General features: G+C 73.8%; 16 protein-coding genes. 6 read left to right on the top strand and 10 right to left on the bottom strand.

The window, feature by feature from the left end; all coding sequences use genetic code 11:
- Positions 1 to 4: 4 nt before the first annotated feature.
- On the bottom strand, positions 5 to 925 hold the full coding sequence (locus ACYVDA_RS13760) for an alpha/beta hydrolase (protein ID WP_460818955.1): 921 nt from the start codon (positions 923 to 925) through the stop codon (positions 5 to 7).
- Between the two features lie 142 nt (positions 926 to 1067).
- Here ACYVDA_RS13760 and ACYVDA_RS13765 point away from each other — a divergent pair, with 142 nt between their 5' ends.
- Complete coding sequence (locus ACYVDA_RS13765) at positions 1068 to 1247, top strand: hypothetical protein (RefSeq protein ID WP_460818957.1); 180 nt, start codon at positions 1068 to 1070, stop codon at positions 1245 to 1247.
- Between the two features lie 12 nt (positions 1248 to 1259).
- Entirely contained in the window at positions 1260 to 1787 is a 528-nt protein-coding gene (locus ACYVDA_RS13770) for a PH domain-containing protein (RefSeq protein ID WP_460818958.1), read from the top strand.
- A 10-nt stretch (positions 1788 to 1797) separates the two neighbouring features.
- Here ACYVDA_RS13770 and ACYVDA_RS13775 read toward each other — a convergent pair whose 3' ends face one another.
- The 9 genes from ACYVDA_RS13775 to ACYVDA_RS13815 form a co-directional block, all read right to left on the bottom strand.
- Positions 1798 to 3477, bottom strand: a complete 1680-nt coding sequence (locus ACYVDA_RS13775; protein WP_460818959.1) for a phospho-sugar mutase — start codon at positions 3475 to 3477, stop codon at positions 1798 to 1800.
- Between the two features lie 23 nt (positions 3478 to 3500).
- Positions 3501 to 4373 carry an LLM class F420-dependent oxidoreductase gene (locus tag ACYVDA_RS13780; protein ID WP_460818960.1) on the bottom strand — a complete coding sequence of 291 codons (873 nt, stop codon included), beginning with the start codon at positions 4371 to 4373 and terminating at the stop codon, positions 3501 to 3503.
- Positions 4374 to 4474: 101 nt separating this feature from the next.
- The gene (gene tpx / locus ACYVDA_RS13785; RefSeq protein WP_460818961.1) at positions 4475 to 4966 is read right to left on the bottom strand and encodes a thiol peroxidase; all 492 of its coding nucleotides are present in this window, start codon (positions 4964 to 4966) and stop codon (positions 4475 to 4477) included.
- A gap of 44 nt (positions 4967 to 5010) precedes the next feature.
- On the bottom strand, positions 5011 to 5820 hold the full coding sequence (locus ACYVDA_RS13790) for a crotonase/enoyl-CoA hydratase family protein (protein ID WP_460818962.1): 810 nt from the start codon (positions 5818 to 5820) through the stop codon (positions 5011 to 5013).
- Between the two features lie 179 nt (positions 5821 to 5999).
- On the bottom strand, positions 6000 to 6995 hold the full coding sequence (locus tag ACYVDA_RS13795; protein ID WP_460818963.1) for an aldo/keto reductase: 996 nt from the start codon (positions 6993 to 6995) through the stop codon (positions 6000 to 6002).
- A 67-nt stretch (positions 6996 to 7062) separates the two neighbouring features.
- On the bottom strand, positions 7063 to 7437 hold the full coding sequence (locus ACYVDA_RS13800; protein WP_460818964.1) for a MerR family transcriptional regulator: 375 nt from the start codon (positions 7435 to 7437) through the stop codon (positions 7063 to 7065).
- A gap of 79 nt (positions 7438 to 7516) precedes the next feature.
- Positions 7517 to 7969, bottom strand: a complete 453-nt coding sequence (locus tag ACYVDA_RS13805; protein ID WP_460818965.1) for a hypothetical protein — start codon at positions 7967 to 7969, stop codon at positions 7517 to 7519.
- A gap of 108 nt (positions 7970 to 8077) precedes the next feature.
- The gene (locus ACYVDA_RS13810; protein ID WP_460819085.1) at positions 8078 to 8887 is read right to left on the bottom strand and encodes a purine-nucleoside phosphorylase; all 810 of its coding nucleotides are present in this window, start codon (positions 8885 to 8887) and stop codon (positions 8078 to 8080) included.
- A gap of 34 nt (positions 8888 to 8921) precedes the next feature.
- Positions 8922 to 9377, bottom strand: a complete 456-nt coding sequence (locus ACYVDA_RS13815) for a gamma-glutamylcyclotransferase (protein ID WP_460818966.1) — start codon at positions 9375 to 9377, stop codon at positions 8922 to 8924.
- Positions 9378 to 9432: 55 nt separating this feature from the next.
- On the opposite strand from ACYVDA_RS13815, the gene ACYVDA_RS13820 reads away from it, so the two are divergent.
- The 4 genes from ACYVDA_RS13820 to ACYVDA_RS13835 all read left to right on the top strand — a co-directional run bounded on the left by ACYVDA_RS13820 (position 9433) and on the right by ACYVDA_RS13835 (position 18609).
- Entirely contained in the window at positions 9433 to 10860 is a 1428-nt protein-coding gene (locus ACYVDA_RS13820; RefSeq protein WP_460818967.1) for an NAD(P)H-quinone dehydrogenase, read from the top strand.
- A gap of 187 nt (positions 10861 to 11047) precedes the next feature.
- Positions 11048 to 12208: a SpoIID/LytB domain-containing protein gene (locus ACYVDA_RS13825; RefSeq protein WP_460818968.1), complete on the top strand. Its 1161-nt coding sequence runs from the start codon at positions 11048 to 11050 to the stop codon at positions 12206 to 12208.
- A gap of 85 nt (positions 12209 to 12293) precedes the next feature.
- Positions 12294 to 12950, top strand: a complete 657-nt coding sequence (locus ACYVDA_RS13830; RefSeq protein WP_460818969.1) for a TetR family transcriptional regulator — start codon at positions 12294 to 12296, stop codon at positions 12948 to 12950.
- Between the two features lie 118 nt (positions 12951 to 13068).
- Positions 13069 to 18609 carry an ATP-binding protein gene (locus tag ACYVDA_RS13835; RefSeq protein WP_460818970.1) on the top strand — a complete coding sequence of 1847 codons (5541 nt, stop codon included), beginning with the start codon at positions 13069 to 13071 and terminating at the stop codon, positions 18607 to 18609.
- The last annotated feature ends 45 nt before the right edge of the window (positions 18610 to 18654 follow it).

Genomic DNA, 18654 nt, shown 5'->3' on the forward strand with positions numbered 1-18654 from the left:
GGTCTCAGGAGCCGCCGACCAGCACCTCCGCGATCCGCGCGGCCGCGGTGCGGTCGAAGAGGATCGTGTAGTGGTTCACGTCGGGCACGGTCTCGGCGGTCAGGTGCGCCAGCTCCTCGTCGTACGCCGTCACGGCCTCGGCCGGCAGCAGTCCGGGGGCCTGGCCGAACATGCCGAGCGGGGCGACCAGCAGGTGGGTCGGCAGCGTGGACCCGCGCAGGGCGTCGTCGAGCTCGCGCGCGATGGTGAGCAGGTCGCGACCGTCGGCCCGCACGGCCTCCTCGACCGCCCGCGACCGGATCCCGTCGCGCGTCTCCAGGGCGTCGTAGCGCACGTAGGACTCGATGGTGTCGTCCCAGAAGGGGCCCAGCGCGGGGTGCTGGCGGAAGAACGCGACGTAGTCCTCGACCGAGTCGTAGGTCTGCGCCAGCCGCTCCAGCGCCGGACCGAGCGTGGCCTCCAGGATCGCGTCCGGGTCGGCACCCTCGGGCACCGGCAGGGGGACGCCGCCGTCGACCAGCACGACGCGGGAGAACAGGTCGGGCCGCGCCCGGGCGGCCAGCGCGGCCACGTAGGCGCCCATCGAGTGGCCCGCGAGGACCAGCCCGCCCGTGCGCTCGGGGTCCAGCGACTCCGCCACCAGGCAGACGTCGGCGGCGTGCCGCAGCAGCCCCGCCGGCCCCTCCACGTCGCGCGACTGGCCGCGCCCGCGGAGGTCGGGGGCCACCAGGCACCAGCCGTCGGGGAGCGCGGCGGCCACGGCCGGCCACGCGGCCCCCGAGGCCGTGATGCCGTGGACCGCGAGCACGGTCCGGTCCGGGGTCGCGTCCGGGTGGCCCAGGCGCACCAGGTGCAGGTCGCCGCCCTCGACGGGGACGGAGTGGGCGGGCGGGTGCGCGCCGGAGGCGGGGTGCGAGGCGGTCATGGGCCGATCATGCCCCAAGCCCCCGGGCAGCGCCCCAGGCGCGCCTCGGGCACGCGAGGCCCCCGGCTTGGTAGAACTGGAGGGCTCGGTGCGCCTGTGCGCGCGCCCACCTCACCGACTTCCCCCGAACCGAGGAGCAGCTATGGACGGCGTGCTGAAGAAGGGCGTGGTCATCATCGTGGTCCTGTTCCTCGGCTTCTGGCTGGTGCAGGACCCCAACGGCTTCGCCGGCAGCCTCAAGGGCGCCGGCAGCGCCCTGTGGACGATGCTGGTCAAGCTGTTCGAGGCCGTGATCAGCTTCGCGCACTCGGTCAGCAAGTAGGGCCCTCCCACCGTGCGGTGGCTGGTCCGCTTCCTCACCGATCCGCGGATCGGTGACCGGCTGCTGCGCGACCGCGACGAGGTCACCGTCGACGAGGTCGGCCTCCACGCGGTCTGCTACATCGTGCCGGTGCTGCTGGTGCTGGGCGGGCTGGTCTGCTGGAGCGTCGTCCCCTTCGCCCACCCGGAGTGGGGCTGGGTGCCGATCCTGGTCGGGTTCGTGCTGGTGGTGTGGGGCGTCGTACGCGGGCTGAAGCGCAACATCGACCGCTTCGTGATCACCAACCAGCGGGTGTTCCGCGTGCACGGGCTCCTCAACCGCAAGGAGGCCACGATGCCGCTGACGCGGATCCTCGACATCTCGGTCGACAAGCCGCTGCACGGGCGGATCCTGAACTTCGGCCACTTCACCTTCGAGTCGGCGGCCCAGGACCAGGGGCTGCGCGAGATCCGGTACGTCCACCGGATCGACGACCGCAACAAGCGGATCCAGGAGACGATCACCGACGTCGGCCTGCGTGGCCGCAAGGTCGGGACCTAGCGGTCCTGCGTCACAGTCCGGCGGCCGCCCGCAGGTCGCCCCGGACCGCGTCCAGGCGCGCGGCGGCGGAGATCCGGGCCGCGTCGACGGGGTCGGTGCCCGCGCCCGGCTCCACGGGCACGACGACCTCGAGGTAGCACTTGACCTTGGGCTCGGTCCCCGAGGGGCGCACGACGACCCGGGACCCCTCGGCCAGCACCAGGCGCAGCCCGTTGGTCGGCGGCAGGTCCGCCGAGCCCAGGGCCAGGTCGTCGACCCGCTCGACGGCCAGGCCGCCGAGCTCGGTGGGCGGGTGCTCGCGCAGGCGGTCCACGACCGCCGGGATGGCCGCCAGGTCCTGCATCCGCACCGAGAGCTGGTCGGTGGCGTGCAGGCCGTGCGTGCGGGCCAGGTCGTCGAGGACGTCGCGCAGGGTGCGTCCGGCCGCCTTCTCGCGGGCGGCGAGGTCGCAGACCAGCAGCAGCGCCGAGAGCCCGTCCTTGTCGTGCACGTGGCCGGGGTCGACGCAGTAGCCCAGCGCCTCCTCGTAGCCCATCACCAGGCCCGGCACCCGCCCGATCCACTTGAAGCCGGTCAGGGTCTCGACGAAGGGGTCGCCGTGCGCGTCGGCCATCCGGGCCAGCAGCGAGGAGGAGACGATCGAGGTCGCCCAGGTGCCGTGCCGCCCCTGCTGCATCAGGTGGTGTGCCAGCAGGGCCCCCACCTCGTCGCCGCGCAGGGTCGTCCAGCCGTGCGGCCCGAGCAGGGCCACGGCGCAGCGGTCCGCGTCGGGGTCGTTGGCCACCACGAGGTCAGCGCCGACCTCGGCGGCCAGCGCCGTGGCGAGGTCCATCGCGCCCGGCTCCTCGGGGTTGGGGAACGCGACGGTGGGGAAGTCCGGGTCGGGCTCGGCCTGGGCCACCACGACGTGCGGGGGCTCGAACCCGGCCCGTTCCAGCACGCTCGCGGCCAGCGCGCCGCCGACGCCGTGCAGGGGGGTGTAGACGACCCGCAGGTCGCGCGGGCCGTCCTGGACCAGTGCGGCGACCGCGTCGAGGTAGCGGTCGACGACGTCGTCGCCGAGCACCTCGATGCGCTCCTCCGGGCCCCGCGGGACGGTGGCGAGCCGACCGACGGCGGCGATCCGCTCGGCGATCTCGGTGTCGGCCGGCGGCACGATCTGGCTGCCGTCGCCGAGGTAGACCTTGTAGCCGTTGTCCTGCGGCGGGTTGTGGCTCGCGGTGACCATCACCCCGGCGGCGCACTCGAGGTCGGTGATCGCGAAGGCCAGCACCGGGGTCGGCAGCGCCCGGGGCAGCACGAGGGCCCGGAAGCCCGCTCCCGCCACCACCTCGGCGGTGTCGCGGGCCAGGGTGTCGGAGAGGTGACGGGCGTCGTGGCCGATCACGACCGTGGCGCCCGGGGCCACCCCGGAGTCGCGGAGGTACGCCGTGAGCCCGGCCGCCGCGCGGAGCACCACGACCCGGTTCATCCGGTTGGGGCCGGCGCCCAGGGCTCCGCGCAGCCCGGCCGTGCCGAACTCCAGGGTCCCGTCGAAGCGGTCGGCGAGGTCGTCGCCCGCGGCCCGGTCACCCCCGGCGACCCGGGCCAGCAGCTCCTCCAGCTCGGCCCGCGTGACCGGGTCGGGGTCGGCCTGTGACCAGGCCGTGGCTCGCTGGACCAGGTCGTCGACGTGCTCGAGGTCAGCCATGGGTAGCAGGCTAGGGGACCGGGTCAGCCGATCTGCTCGAGGCGGGGGAGGACCTCGGTGCAGAGCCGCTCGACGCTGCCGGCGGGGTCGTCGGCGCGGGGGCCGACCCAGACCTGGTCGATGCCCAGCTCGGCGTACGACTCGGCGAGGCGGAGGAAGTCCTCGACGTCGTCGAGCGGGTCCTGGCCGGAGATGACGGTGCGCTGCACCTCGCCCGGGTCGCGGCCGGCGTCCTCGCAGTGGCGGTCGAGGACCTCGAGCTTGTGGCGGATCTCCTCGAGGGGGAAGGCGAACAGGTTGCACGCGTCGGCGTACTGCGCCACGAAGCGGAGCGTCTTGCGCTCGCCGCTGCCACCGACCAGCACCCGGGGACCGCCCTCGCGCAGCGGCGCGGGCACGCAGACGGTCTCGGCGAGCCGGTAGTGGGCGCCCTCGAAGGCGCCGTCCTCCTCGCTCCACATCTGGCGGCAGATCCGCAGCGCCTCCTCGAGCCGCTCGAAGCGCTCGGCGGTGGGCGGGAAGGGGACACCGAGGCCGTGGTGCTCGCGGTCGTACCAGGCGGCGCCGATGCCGAGCAGCGCCCGACCTCCGCTGAGCACGTCGAGGGTGGCCACGATCTTGGCCAGCAGGCCCGGGTGGCGGTAGGTCACGCCGGTGACCAGCAGGCCGAGCTCGACCCGCGAGGTCTGCGCGGCCAGGAATCCGAGGGAGGTGTAGCCCTCGAGCATCGGCTCGGGCGGGCCGCCCATCTGCTCCATCTGGAAGTAGTGGTCCATCATCGTCAGGGTGCTGATCCCGCCCTCGTCGGCGGCGCGGGCGACGCCGGAGAGGTGCCCGGCCAGGGCGGCGGGACCGCCGGGCCAGGTGAGGTTCGCGCAGTGGACGGCCAGCTTCATGGTGCTCCTCGGGACGGGGGTGCCCCAACGTAGCCGGGCCCCGGCCGGACCGGGACGGCGTACGCCGCGAGGTCCGGGCCGGGGCCCGTGGAGAGGAGGGGTCAGAGCGCCGCGAGGGCCGCGTCGTAGTCGGGCTCCTGGCCGATCTGCGGGACCAGCTCGCTGTGCAGGACGGTGCCGTCGGCGTCCACGACGACCACGGCGCGGGCCAGCAGGCCCTCGAACTTGGTGTCGGTCAGCGTGACGCCGTAGTCCTGGCCGAAGGTCGAGCGGAACGCCGAGGCGACCTTGACGTTCTCCAGGCCCTCGGCGGCGCAGAAGCCGGAGAGCGCGAACGGCAGGTCCACCGAGACGTTGAGGACGGTGGTGTCCTCCAGGTCCGAGGCCAGCTCGTTGAAGTGACGGACGCTGGCCTGGCAGACGCCGGTGCCGATGCTGGGGAAGATGCTGATGATCTTCCGGCCCGGCAGGTCGGCGAGCGAGAGCTCGGAGAGGTCGTCGGCGACGAGGGTGAAGGCGGGAGCCTGGTCGCCGACGGCGGGCAGGTCTCCGATGGTCTGGGCGGGGGCGTCCCCGAGTGCGGTCGTGGCCATGGCGCCCAACCTACTGCCCGCGGCGGCGCCGCGCCCGACGAGGCTCAACGCCGTCGGCGGGGACCGAACTGCGCGGAGGTCTTGGCGAAGGCCGCCTCGCGCGCCGCCTTGGCGTTGGCGGAGAAGAGCAGGAGCAGCTGCTCGGCGCGCTCGCGGGCGAAGGTGTGCCGGGCCGAGGCGGTCCAGGTGTCCTCGAAGAGGCGCTTGGTGGCCCCGAGCGCGTCGGGGGAGCGCTGGGCGAGCTCGCGGGCGAGGTCGTGGGCCGCGGCGACGGGGTCGCCGGCCAGCTCGGTGACCAGGCCGAGGTCGCCGGCCTCCTTGCCGGAGACCGTGCGGGCGGTCATGGTCAGCAGCTTGGCGGTGTCCATCCCGACCAGCTGCGCCAGCGAGCGGATGCCGCTCATGTCGGGGATGATCCCCCAGCGCCCCTCGAGGACCGACCACTGCGAGTCGGGGGTGGCGATGCGGAAGTCGGCGGCCAGGGCGATCTGGAGCCCGCCGCCGTAGCAGTGGCCCTCGACCGCGGCGATCACCGGCACCGGCAGCCGCCGCCAGGCCCAGCACGCCTCCTGGAACAGGTTGGTGCCGCGCCAGGGCACCGGCACGAACCCGGCCACGATCCCCGGCGGGTTGCCCAGCACGGCCTTGAAGTCCAGGCCGGCGCAGAACGACGGCCCGTCCCCGGTCAGCACGACCGCGCGCAGGGTGCGGTCCCGACGCAGGACGCGGGCGGTCGCGACCAGGTCGCGCAGGGTGTCCAGGGTGAGCGCGTTGAGCTTGTCCGGCCGGGCCAGCCGCACCTCGGCGACGCCGTCGACCACGGTGTGGGTGACCAGGGGGGTGCGGGTGCTCATGCGGCGATGTTACCCGCAAGTAGGGTCCAGCGCCGACCGGGGGATCGGCGTACGCCCTGGGGTGGCGAGCGGGGGATCCGAGCACGGTGGCCGTGCGCGGATCCCCCGGTCGGCGTCGTGGGGCGTGCCGGGATCCCCCGGTGGGCGGGTGGTGGGGAGGGTGGGTCCCCTGCGTCGCCTCAGGCGTCGATGTGGGACATGTCGCCGTAGCGGTCGCCGGCGACGGCGTCGCGGGGGACGGCCGCGTCGAGCGCGCGCAGGTCGTCCTCGGTGAGGGTGACGTCGGCGGCGCCGACGTTCTCCTCGAGGTACGTCACGCGCTTGGTGCCCGGGATCGGGGCGACGTCGTCGCCCTGGGCCAGGACCCAGGCGAGCGCGAGCTGGCCCGGCGTGGCGCCCTTGGACTCGGCGATCTCGCGGATCTTGGCCACCAGCGCGAGGTTGGTGTCGAGGGCCTCGCCCTGGAAGCGGGGGAAGTACGGCGAGGTGCGGCTGTCGCCCTCGCCGAGCCCGCCGTCCTTGGTGATCGCGCCGGTGAGCAGCCCGCGGCCGAGCGGGGAGTAGGGCACCAGGCCGATGCCGAGCTCGCGGATCGTCGGGAGGATCTCGTCCTCGAGGTCGCGCGTGAACAGGGAGTACTCGGTCTGCAGGGCGGTGATCGGGTGGACGGCGTGGGCCTTGCGGATGTTGGCCGCGCTCGCCTCGGACAGGCCGAGGTGGGTCACCTTGCCGGCCTCGACGAGCTCCTTCATCGCCCCGACGGTCTCCTCGATCGGGACCGACTGGTCGACGCGGTGCTGGTAGTAGAGGTCGATGTGGTCGACGCCGAGCCGGCGCAGCGAGGCGTCGCACGCCTTGCGGACGTACTCCGGGGAGCCGTCGATGCCCAGGCGCTCGCCGTTCTCGCCGCGGACGTTGCCGAACTTGGTGGCCAGCTGGACCTCGTCGCGGCGGCCGGCGATGGCCTTGCCGACGAGCTGCTCGTTGACGAACGGGCCGTACATGTCGGCGGTGTCGAGGAAGGTGACGCCGAGGTCGAGGGCGCGGTGGATGGTGTCGGTGCCGCCCTGCTCGTCGGGCGTGCCGTAGAACTCCGACATCCCCATGCAGCCGAGGCCGAGGGTGGAGACGGTGAGGGGCTTGTCGCGCCCCAGGGTGCGGTGGTCGATGCTCATGGCTCCCACTCAAGACCTTCGAGTGCGCTCCAGGTCAAGACGGGGCGCCGAGGCTGACAGGTGGGAGTCAGGAGGCCTGCTCGAGGCGCCCCTCGTAGATCCCGATCTTGTGGTCGATCGCGCGCAGGTGACCGGTGACCTCCCGCAGCTGCTCCTCCACACGGGTGCGGTGGTCCTTGAGCAGCTCCAGGCGCTCGTCCTCGTTGCCGTCGCCGGCGCGGACGAGGTCGGCGTAGCGGCGTACGTCGCGCACCGGCATGCCCGTGGACCGCAGCCGGGTGATCATCGCGATCCAGGTCAGGTCGTGCTCGGTGTAGCGCCGGTGGCCCGAGGGGGACCGGTCGACGGCGCCGAGCAGCAGCCCGTCGCGCTCGTAGTAGCGCAGCGTGTGGGTGGTCAGGCCGGTCGCCTCGGCGGCCTCGGCGATGCTGAGGGGGCTCACCGCAGCAGTGTCGTCCTTGGAGCGGGCTCGAAGTCAAGCGGGGCCGGAGCAGCTGCTCCGGCCCCGCCTCGGAGCAGCGTCAGGAGCGCTGCTCCTCCTGCTCGCTGTCCTGGACGTCCTCGGGGGCGTCGTCCGGCTCGGAGCCGTCGTCGGGCTCGTCCTCGGAGTCGTCCCCGCCGTCGTCGGCGCCGCCCTCGGGGTCGTCCTCGCCGGGGTAGGCCTCGGGCTCGCCCTCGTCATAGGCCTCGTTGTCGGTGAACATGCCGCGCTTGACGTCGAAGTCGCGGTCGGTGTTGTCGATCTCCGCGTTCTCGGGCCGGTTGTCGGGGTCGAGGCGCTTCTCGCGCTCCTCCTCCATCTCCTGCTTGACGTCGTCGTCGGGCTCGGAGTCGACGTCGATGCCCTGGCTGCGACCGGCGCGCTCGTCGGTGTCGATGCCACCGTCGTCGAGGATCGAGCCCTCGCGCTCGCCGTCGCCGCTGCTGCCGGCCTCGTCGTGGTCCTTCTCGGTGGCCTCGTCAGGCTCGCTCATGCAGGTGTCCTCCCGGGTACGTGTCCGTCGCCGCGACCAGCCAAGCGGCGCGCGGACACGCGTGTCAACGCGATCCCAGGAATCGCGTCGGGTCGCGCCGTCCGGCGGTCAGAGGCGGGGTACGACGCGACCGAGCAGCTCGCCCATCCGGGTCGCGGCGGCGCGGCCGGCCTCGAGGACCTCCTCGTGGTTCAGGGGCTGACCGGTGATGCCGGCGGCGAGGTTGGTGACCAGGCTGAGGCCCAGGACCTCCATCCCGGCCTCGCGGGCGGCGATCGCCTCGAGCGTCGTGCTCATGCCGACCAGGGTGCCGCCGATCGCGCGGATCATCGCGATCTCGGCCGGCGTCTCGTAGTGGGGCCCGGGGAGCTGGGCGTAGACGCCCTCGGCCAGGTCCGGCTCGAGCTCGCGGCACAGCGCCCGCAGCCGGCGGGAGTAGAGGTCGGTGAGGTCGACGAAGCTCGCGCCCTCGAGCGGCGAGGTCGCGGTGAGGTTGAGGTGGTCCGAGATCAGCACCGGGGTGCCGGGGGTCCAGGACTCGTCGAGACCGCCGCAGCCGTTGGTCAGCACGACGGTGCGGCACCCGGCGGCCGCAGCGGTGCGTACGCCGTGCACGACCGGCCGCACGCCGAGTCCCTCGTAGAGGTGGGTGCGCCCCAGGAACACCAGCAGCCGGGTGTCGCCGGCGCGGACCGAGCGGATCTTGCCCGCGTGCCCGGCGACGGCCGGCGGGGCGAACCCGGGCAGGTCGGTGGAGCTGATCTCGGCGGTGGTCTCGCCGAGCGCGTCCACGGCCGGCAGCCAGCCCGATCCGAGGACCAGGGCGACGTCGTGACGCTCCACGCCGGTCTTCTCGGCCAGCACGCCGGCTGCCTGGCTCGCCTGCTCGGCGTACGTCGTCGGGGTCACGCGGGGGATCCTACGGCGCGGCGGGCCGGGAGGTTGTCGGCGCTCAGCCCCCGAAGTTGGACCGGCAGGGGCGGCCGCGGAGGGCGGTGACGTAGTCGTCGGGGGCGTCGGCGGACTCGGCGGAGTCGGCGAGGACGCCGAGGTAGCTGGCCGAGGGGAGGCCGCCCTCGAAGGCGTCGAGGACGTAGACCCAGGCGACGACCTCCTCCTCCAGCATCGAGACCCGCACCTTGGTCTTGCGGAACAGGCCGGTGTCGGCGGACTCCCAGCCGTCGAGGGCCGCGACGTCCTCGGAGGTGACGTCGTAGACGGCCACGAAGACCTGCTCGAAGGGGTCCTGGACGATCGTGGCGAGCGCGCCGTCCCAGCCGTGCTCCTCACCGCCGAAGGTGAGGCGCCAGCCCTGCAGCCAGCCGGTGCCGCGCAGGGGGGAGTGGGGGCAGCGCTCGCCCATCCGGGCGGGATCGAGGTTGGTCCCGTAGGCGGCGTACAGAGTCACCACCGCAGACTAAGGGGCGTCGGGCCGCGGCTCGACATGCGACACAATGGCCGGCGTGAGCACTGCAGACCTGCGTCCCTCCGACCGCGTCGTGATCATCGGGGGCGGCCCCGGCGGCTACGAGTCGGCCCTGGTGGCCGCCCAGCTCGGTGCCGACGTCACGGTCGTGGACTGCGACGGCCTGGGCGGGTCGGCGGTGGTCACCGACTGCGTGCCCTCGAAGACCCTGATCGCCACGGCCGAGCTGATGACCGAGTTCTCCGGCGCCCCCGAGCTCGGGATCAGCTTCGAGGACGTCGAGGGCGACGCCGCCCACCACGTGGTCGTCGACCTCGACCGCGTCAACCGCCGGGTCAAGCGGCTCGCCGCCGACCAGTCCGCCGACATCGGCCGTCGCCTGGAGCGCGAGGGCGTGCGGGTCGTGCTCGGTCGGGGCCGGCTCAACGGCCCCGGCGAGGTGCACGTCGACCTCGCCGACGGCGGCAGCGAGGCCCTGCCGGCCGACGCCGTGCTGCTGGCCACCGGGGCCGCGCCGCGCACGCTGGCCACCGCCGAGCCCGACGGGGAGCGGATCCTGACCTGGGAGCAGGTCTACGACCTCACCGAGGCGCCGTCGCGGATGATCGTGGTCGGCTCCGGCGTCACGGGAGCCGAGTTCGCCAGCGCCTACATGGCCCTGGGCATCGACGTCGTCCTGGTCTCCTCGCGCGACCGGGTGCTGCCCGGCGAGGACGCCGACGCCGCGACCGTCCTGGAGGACGTGCTCACCCGGCGCGGCATGGAGGTGCTGTCGAAGTCGCGGATGCAGTCGGTGACCCGCGACGGCGACCAGGTGACCGTGACCCTGACCGACGGCCGCACGGTCACCGGCTCCCACTGCCTGCTGGCCCTCGGGTCGATCCCCAAGACCGCCGACCTCGGTCTGGAGGAGGCCGGCGTGAAGGTGGACGACGGCGGCTTCGTGCGCGTCGACAAGGTCTCGCGCACCACCGCCCGAGGGGTGTACGCCGCGGGCGACTGCACCGGCGTCCTGATGCTGGCCAGCGTGGCCGCCATGCAGGGCCGGATCGCGATGTGGCACTTCCTCGGCGACGCCGTGACCCCGCTCGACCTGCGCCAGGTCGCCTCCAACGTCTTCACCGCCCCCGAGATCGCCACCGTCGGGGTCTCCCAGCGCGCCGTCGACGCCGGTGAGATCGACGCCGAGACCGTGCGCCTGGACCTGGCGGGCAACGCGCGCGCCAAGATGCAGGGCGTCCACGACGGCTTCGTGAAGCTGTTCTGCCGACCCGGCACGGGGATCGTGGTCGGCGGCGTGGTCGTCGGGCCGCGGGCCAGCGAGCTGGTACACCCGATCTCGATCGCGGTGGCGGCCTCGTTGACCGCCGACCAGCTGGCCCACGCCTTCACCGTCTACCCCTCGATGAGCGGCTCCGTGGCCGAGGCCGCGCGGCGCCTGCACCACTCGCCCGAGCGGGCCTAGGCGCCGCCCGCGGAACCACACCGGTGTGGTTCAGGCGGGGCCTCGATGCGTCTCGCCGAACGCCGGTCAGGCGCCGTTGACGCTGCGCATACTGAGGCGGTCCCGTCACCTGCGACTGCCCTCGGGGGTCCGTCCCATGCACGCTCCGCACGCACCGAACGCACGGTCCCGCCGCGTCCTCGCGGGGGTGCTGGGAGCGTCCGTCGTCGGCACGGCGCTGCTCGCGCCGGTGGCGGGTGCGGACGCCTCGGTCACCGTCTCGCAGTCGTACGCCGTGCCCGCCGACGGGGTCCTGAAGATCACCGGCCACGGGTTCGGGCACGGCCACGGCATGTCGCAGTACGGCGCGCAGGGGGCCGCCAAGCAGGGCCTGACCGCGGCCCAGATCCTGAAGTTCTACTACCCCGGCACCACCCTGACCTCGCTCGGCGGGACGATCCGGGTGCTGATCTCGGCCGACACCGACGGCGACGTCCGGGTCGCCCCGGCCGCCGGCCTGCGGGTGCGCCAGGTGGCCGGCCGCGCGTCGTACGCCCTCCCGACGACCGCGGGGATCACCTCGTGGCGGCTGCGCACGGTGGCCGGCGCGACCCGGCTGGAGTACGCCAAGGCCGGCTGGCACCCCTACCTCCCCGGCGGCAAGGCGCTCTCCGGGGACGCCGAGTTCCACCGCAACGGACCGGTGACCCTCCAGGTCGCCGGCACCACGCGCGTCTACCGCGGCGCGCTGCGGCTCTCGGCCGGCCGCACGGTCGACGTCGTCGGGATCGACAACTACGTCCGCGGCGTGGTCCCGCGCGAGATGCCGCCCTCCTGGATGCCCGCGGCGCTGCAGGCCCAGGCCGTGGCCGCGCGCACGTACGCCGCCTTCGACCGCGCGGCCCACCCGAACCGCTCGTGGCAGACCTGCGACACCACCTCGTGCCAGGTCTACGGCGGCGTCGCCGCGGAGGACTCCCGGTCCGACGCGGCCGTGAGCGCCACCGCCGCCCAGGTCGTGACGTACGCCGGGGGGCCGGCGTTCACGCAGTTCGGCTCCTCGAGCGGGGGCTGGCTGACCGACGGCGGGCAGCCCTACCTGGTCGCCAAGGCCGACCCGTACGACGACTACGCCGGCAACCCGGTGCACACCTGGACCACCACCGTCTCGCGGGCGACCCTGCAGCGCCGGTGGCCGGCCGTGGGCACCCTGCAGCGGGTCGTGGTGACCCAGCGCGACGGCCACGGCCAGTGGTCGGGCCGCGTCGAGCAGCTGGTCCTGAAGGGCACCGCCGGCAGCGTCACCGTCGGGGGACCGACGTTCCGCTCCACCCTGGGGCTGCGGACGAGCTGGTTCGCCTTCGGCTGAGCCGGGCCCGGCCCGTCCACCGCGGGCTGGGACGCCCTCGTGGAACCACGCAGCCGGGCGCCCGTGCTCGCGTAGCCTGTCGGCCATGACGACGCAGGTCAACGACCCGGCCGAGTTCCTGCCGCGACGCCGTCCCGCGCAGGAGCGCAGCCGTCGACGCTTCGACGACATCCTGCGCGCCGCTCGCGCGCTGCTGGTCGAGGTCGGCTTCGAGTCGTTCACCTCCGAGCAGGTCGCGCTGCGGGCGGGGGTGCCGATCGGCTCGCTCTACCAGTTCTTCGGCAACAAGTACGCGATCATCTGCGAGCTCGACCGGCTCGACACCGCCAACGTCGAGAAGGCCCTGGAGGAGTTCGGCGGCGAGATCCCCACGCTGGACTGGGCCCAGCTGCTGGAGAAGCTGCTCGACCACCTGGCCACCCTGTGGCGCACCGACCCGTCGCGCCGCGCGGTGTGGCTGGCGATGCAGGCCACGCCGCCGACCCGCGCGATCGCGGCCGCCCACGAGCGCGAGCTGGCCTCCGCCGTGCGCCGGCTGCTCGCGCCGCTGACGCCCGGGTCGAAGATCACCCACCGCCAGACCCTGGCCGAGGTGATCGTGCACGTGACCTACTCGATGCTCAACTTCTCGATCCGCGACGGCCAGTCGCACCCCGACGCCGTCGTGCAGCTCAAGACGCTGCTGACCGGCTACCTGATCGCGGCCGAGGCCGAGGCGGCCCACCACCGCTCCGTGTCCTAGGAGGGCCGACACGCCACGGGTGGGCCTTGTGACTGGCCCGTAACCCCGCACTCGTGGGACGGTGGGTTCAACGCGAGACGATCCTCGCGTTTCCAGCGTTCAACCCGAGGGGTCCGTCGTGTCTTTCCGTCGAATCGCGATCGTCAACCGCGGCGAGTCCGCCATGCGTCTGCTGCACGCCGTGCACGAGCTCAACGCCGCCCGCCCGGCCGAGGAGCACGTGCAGACCGTCGCCCTCCACGTCACCGGCGAGGCCGGGGCGATGTTCGTCCGCGAGGCCGACCTCGCCTTCGACCTCGGGCCCGCCTCGGCACGTCCGTACGTCGACCTCGCCGTCCTCGAGCGCGCCCTGCTCGAGACCGGTGCCGACGCCGTGTGGCCCGGCTGGGGCTTCGTGGCCGAGGACCCCGCCTTCGTCGACCTGTGCGACAAGCACGGCATCACCTTCATCGGCCCGAGCGCCGACGCGATGCGACGCCTGGGCGACAAGATCGGCTCGAAGCTGATCGCCGAGGAGGTCGGGGTCCCGGTCGCTCCCTGGAGCCGCGGCGCCGTCGACACCCTCGAGGACGCGCTGGCCTCCGCCGAGCAGGTCGGCTACCCGCTGATGCTCAAGGCGACCGCCGGCGGCGGCGGCCGCGGCATCCGGATGGTGGCCTCGCCCGCCGACCTGGAGGACGCCTACCAGCGCACGAGCGACGAGGCGCTGCGGGCCTTCGGCAACGGCACCGTGTTCCTCGAGCGCCTGGTCACCGGCGCCCGGCACGTCGAGGTGCAGCTGATCGCCGACAGCCACGGCACGGCCTGGGCCCTCGGCGTACGGGACTGCTCGATCCAGCGCCGCAACCAGAAGGTCATCGAGGAGTCCGCCTCGCCGCTGCTGAGCCCCGAGCAGGCCCAGGAGCTCAAGACCGCGGCCGAGCAGCTCGCGCTGGCCGTGGGCTACGTCGGCGCCGGGACCGTGGAGTTCCTCTACCACCCCGAGCTCCGGACCTTCGCGTTCCTCGAGGTCAACACCCGCCTCCAGGTCGAGCACTCGATCACCGAGGCCACCACCGGCATCGACCTGGTCCGCGCCCAGATCCACGTCGCGCAGGGCGGCCGCCTCGAGGGCGAGAAGCCGGCCGAGGTCGGGCACGCCGTCGAGGCCCGGCTCAACGCCGAGGACCCCGACCGCGACTTCGCCCCCGCCCCGGGCCGCATCGAGCGCCTCGACCTGCCCTCGGGCCCGGGCGTCCGCGTGGACACCGGCGTCGCCGAGGGCGACACCATCCCGCCCGACTTCGACTCGATGATCGCGAAGATCATCGCCCACGGCCGCACCCGCGACGAGGCCCTGGCCCGCCTGCGCCGGGCGATGACCTCGACCACCGTGGTGATCGAGGGCGGCGCGTGCAACAAGAGCTTCGTGCTCGACCTGCTGGCCCAGCCCGAGGTCGTGGCGGCCCCCACCCACGGCGTCGCCTGGGCCGACACCGGCTGGATCGACCGGGTCCGCGCCGAGGGCCGGCTGGCCTCCCACGCCCACGCGGGCGTCGCGGTGGTCGCGGCCGGCATCGAGGCCTACCTCGAGGGCGTCCGGATCGAGACCGCCCGCCTGATCGAGACCGCCCAGGGTGGTCGTCCCTCGGCCGCCCACGAGGTGGGTCGCCCCGTCGAGCTCAAGCTGCGGGGCGTGGCCCACCAGGTCGCGACGATCAACACCGGCCCGGGCCGGTTCCGCGTCGGCGTCACGACGGGGGCGAGCACCCAGACCGTCGACGTGGCGATGACCCACGTGGACGACGTGCGCCGCCGGCTCGTCGTGGGCGGTCGTCGCTACGCCGTCGTCACCGCCACCCACGGCCCGACCACGCTGGTCGAGGTCGACGGCGTCGCCCACCGGGTCAGCCGCGACGAGGGCGGCGTGCTGCGCTCACCGGCCCCCGCGCTGGTCGTGGCCACCCCGGTGGCCGTCGGCGACGAGGTCGAGGCGGGCGCGACCGTCGTCGTGCTGGAGTCGATGAAGATGGAGACCGCGCTGCACGCGCCGTTCCCCGCCCGCGTCAAGGAGCTGCACGTCATCACCGGCAGCCAGGTCGAGACCGGCGCCGCGCTGATCAAGCTCGAGCAGCTGGGCGAGGCCGCCAACGAGGTCACCGACGCCGGCGAGGAAGTCGACCTGCCCGTCGACGCCGCCATCGACCCGGCCACCCGTCGCGAGCGGGCCCGGGCCGCGCTGAGCGCCGTGGTGCTGGGCTACGACGTGCCGCCGGAGGACCAGGACGCCGCGCTGTCGGCGTACCTCTCCGTGCGGGACGCCGAGCCGCTCGCCGACGACGACTCCGTCCTGGCCGACGAGGTCACCCTGCTGGAGACCTTCGTCGACCTGGCCGAGCTGAGCCGCAACCGGCCGGCCGACGAGGACCGGCACACCGAGCTGCGCGTGCACAGCTCGCGCGAGCACTTCCACACCTACCTGCTCAGCCTCGACGCCGACCGCGGCGGGCTCCCCGAGCAGTTCCGCGAGCGGCTCCAGCGGGTGCTGCGCCACTACGGCCTGACCTCGCTGGACCGCACCCCCGAGCTGGAGGCGGCGGTCTTTCGGATCTTCCTGGCCCAGCAGCGCACCACCCCCGAGGTCGCGCTGGTCGCGGCCCTGCTCGGCGCGTGGAGCCGCGAGCTGCCGCCGGTCGGCGACCTGGCGGCTCGGGCGCGCGAGCTCCTGGAGCGGCTCGGCCGGGTGCCGCAGGCGCGCTACCCCGCGGTCGGCGACCTGGCCCGCAGCGTCCGGTTCCGCTGGTTCGACCAGCCGGCCGTCGACGCCGAGCGCACCGGGGTGCTGCTCGGCATGCGCGACGAGGTCGAGGCGCTCGCCGCCTCCGCCGACGTCCCCGACCGGGAGCGTCGCATCGAGGCCCTGGCCGCGATCCCCGAGCAGACCGTCGGCTTCCTGTGCGACCGGCTCGTCGACGGCGTGCCCGAGCGCGAGCCGATGCTCGAGGTGCTGGCCCGGCGCCACTACCGCGAGTACGACCTGCACGACGTGCGGTCCCTCGACGCGCCCCGGCCGGTCGTGGTCGCGGCGTACACCCTCGACGAGCGGCCGACCCGGCTGGTCTCCTCGATCGGCTCGGTCGCCGAGCTCGTGGAGGGCTCCGAGCTGGTGACCGCGGTGGGCGAGCACCTCGCCTCGCGGACCGACGGCGAGGACGCAGTCGTCGACCTCTACCTCTCCTGGCCCGACGCCCCCGCGACCCCCGACGAGGCCAGTGCCCGGCTGCGGTCCCTGCTCGCCGCCCTCCCGCTGGCCCAGGACGTACGCCGCGTCTGCGTCGCCGTCTGCTCCGGTGGCGGCGACCGTCGCGTCGGCTACCACACCTTCCGTCCCGCCGCTGCCTCCGAGGCGTCCACGGACGACCAGGGGCTCGTCGAGGACGACCTCACCCGCGGCGTGCACCCGATGGTCGGGCGTCGCCTGGACCTGTGGCGGCTGCGCAACTTCCACGTCACCCGGATCGAGGGGCCCGACGACGTCCTGCTCTACGAGTGCGTCGCCCGCGAGAACGCCTCCGACCGTCGCCTGGTGGCGCTGGCGCAGGTGCGGCAGATGTCGGTCGTCCGCGACGACGACGGCACCATCACCGCCCTGCCGCACGCCGAGCGCGCGGTGGAGAGCTGCCTGGAGTCGATCCGTCGCGAGCGCGTCGCCCGTGGTCGCGACGGGGCCAAGCTCGACCTGAACCACGTGTGGGTGCACGTCTGGCCGGTCGTCGACCTCGACCTCGACGCGCTGGGGGCGCTCGGCGCCAAGATCAGCCCGCTGACCGACGGTGCGGGGGTCGAGGAGGTCGTGGCGCAGGGCCGGCTCGCCGTACCCGGCTCCGACCCGGTCCCGATGGCCGTGCGCTTCAGCGCCCGCCCCGGCGCGGGCGTGACCACCTCGGTCGAGGAGCCGCCGACCGAGCTGCTCCAGCCGCTGGACGACTACCGCTCCAAGGTGGTGCGCTCGCGCCGCCGCGGGCTGGTCTACCCCTACGAGCTCAGCGGCGTGCTGGCCGGTCCCGGCGGCACGCTCGTCGAGCACGACCTGGACGACAGCGGCCGGCTCGTGCCCGTCGACCGTCCCTACGGGCTCAACACGTCGGGGATCCTGGCGGCCGTCGTCACCACCCCGACCCCGCTGCACCCCCAGGGCGTGACGCGCGTCGTGCTGTGCGGCGACCCGACCAAGTCGCTCGGCTCGGTCGCGGAGCAGGAGTGCCTGCGCGTGATCGCGGCCTGCGACCTCGCCGAGGAGCTGGGGGTCCCGGTCGAGTGGTTCGCGCTCTCCGCGGGCGCCCGGATCTCGATGGACTCCGGCACCGAGAACATGGACTGGGTGGCCAAGGCCCTGCGCCGGATCGTGGAGTTCACCCAGGACGGCGGCGAGATCAACGTCGTGGTCGCGGGCATCAACGTCGGCGCCCAGCCGTACTGGAACGCCGAGGCCACGATGCTGATGCACACCAAGGGCATCCTGGTGATGACGCCGGAGAGCGCGATGGTGCTCACCGGCAAGCAGTCGCTGGACTTCTCCGGCGGCGTCTCGGCCGAGGACAACTACGGCATCGGCGGCTACGACCGGGTGATGGGCCCCAACGGGCAGGCGCAGTACTGGGCGCCCGACCTGGCCGGCGCGTTCGGCGTGCTGATGGCCCACTACGAGCACACCTACGTGGCGCCGGGGGAGTCCGGGCCCCGGCGCGCGCCGTCGACGGACCCGGTCGACCGCGACATCTCCTCCTTCCCGCACAGCGTCGAGGGCAGCGACTTCACGTGCGTCGGCGAGATCTTCTCGGCCGAGTCGAACCCCGACCGCAAGAAGGCCTTCGACATCCGCACGGTGATGCGGGCCGTCGCCGACCAGGACCACGACGTCCTCGAGCGCTGGGCCGGCATGGCCGACGCCGACACCGCCGTGGTCCAGGACGCGCACGTCGGCGGCCACCCGGTGTGCCTGCTGGGCATCGAGAGCCGGTCCGTGCGCCGCGCGGGCTTCCCGCCCACCGACGGGCCCGGCACCTACACCGCCGGCACGCTGTTCCCGAAGTCGTCGAAGAAGGCGGCCCGGGCGATCAACTCCGCGAGCGGCAACCGGCCGCTGGTCGTGCTGGCGAACCTGTCGGGCTTCGACGGGTCGCCGGAGTCGATGCGCAACCTGCAGCTGGAGTACGGCGCGGAGATCGGCCGCGCGATCGTGAACTTCCGCGGCCCGATCGTCTTCTGCGTGATCTCCCGCTACCACGGTGGCGCGTTCGTGGTCTTCTCCAAGGCGCTGAACCCGAGCATGACCGTGCTCGCCGTCGAGGGCTCCTACGCCTCGGTGATCGGTGGCGCCCCCGCCGCCGCGGTGGTGTTCACCGGCGAGGTGGAGAAGCGCACGGCCGCCACGGCCGCGATGAAGGCGCTCGACGAGCGGATCGCCGCGGCCCGCGGGGCCGAGCGGATCGGCCTGGTCGTGGAGCGCGCCCAGCTGCGCGCCGCCACGCGCGCCGAGAAGATCAGCGAGGTCGCCGCCGAGTTCGACGGCATCCACGACATCCACCGGGCGGTGGAGGTCGGGTCCGTCGACGCGGTCATCCCGGCCGCGCGCCTGCGGCCCGAGATCGTGGGGGCGATCGAGGCGTACACCGGGTAGTCGTCACGGAACCGCGACTCCGCCGTGGGCGGGCGGCGGCACGTT

It is taken from the genome of Nocardioides korecus (assembly GCF_054778395.1).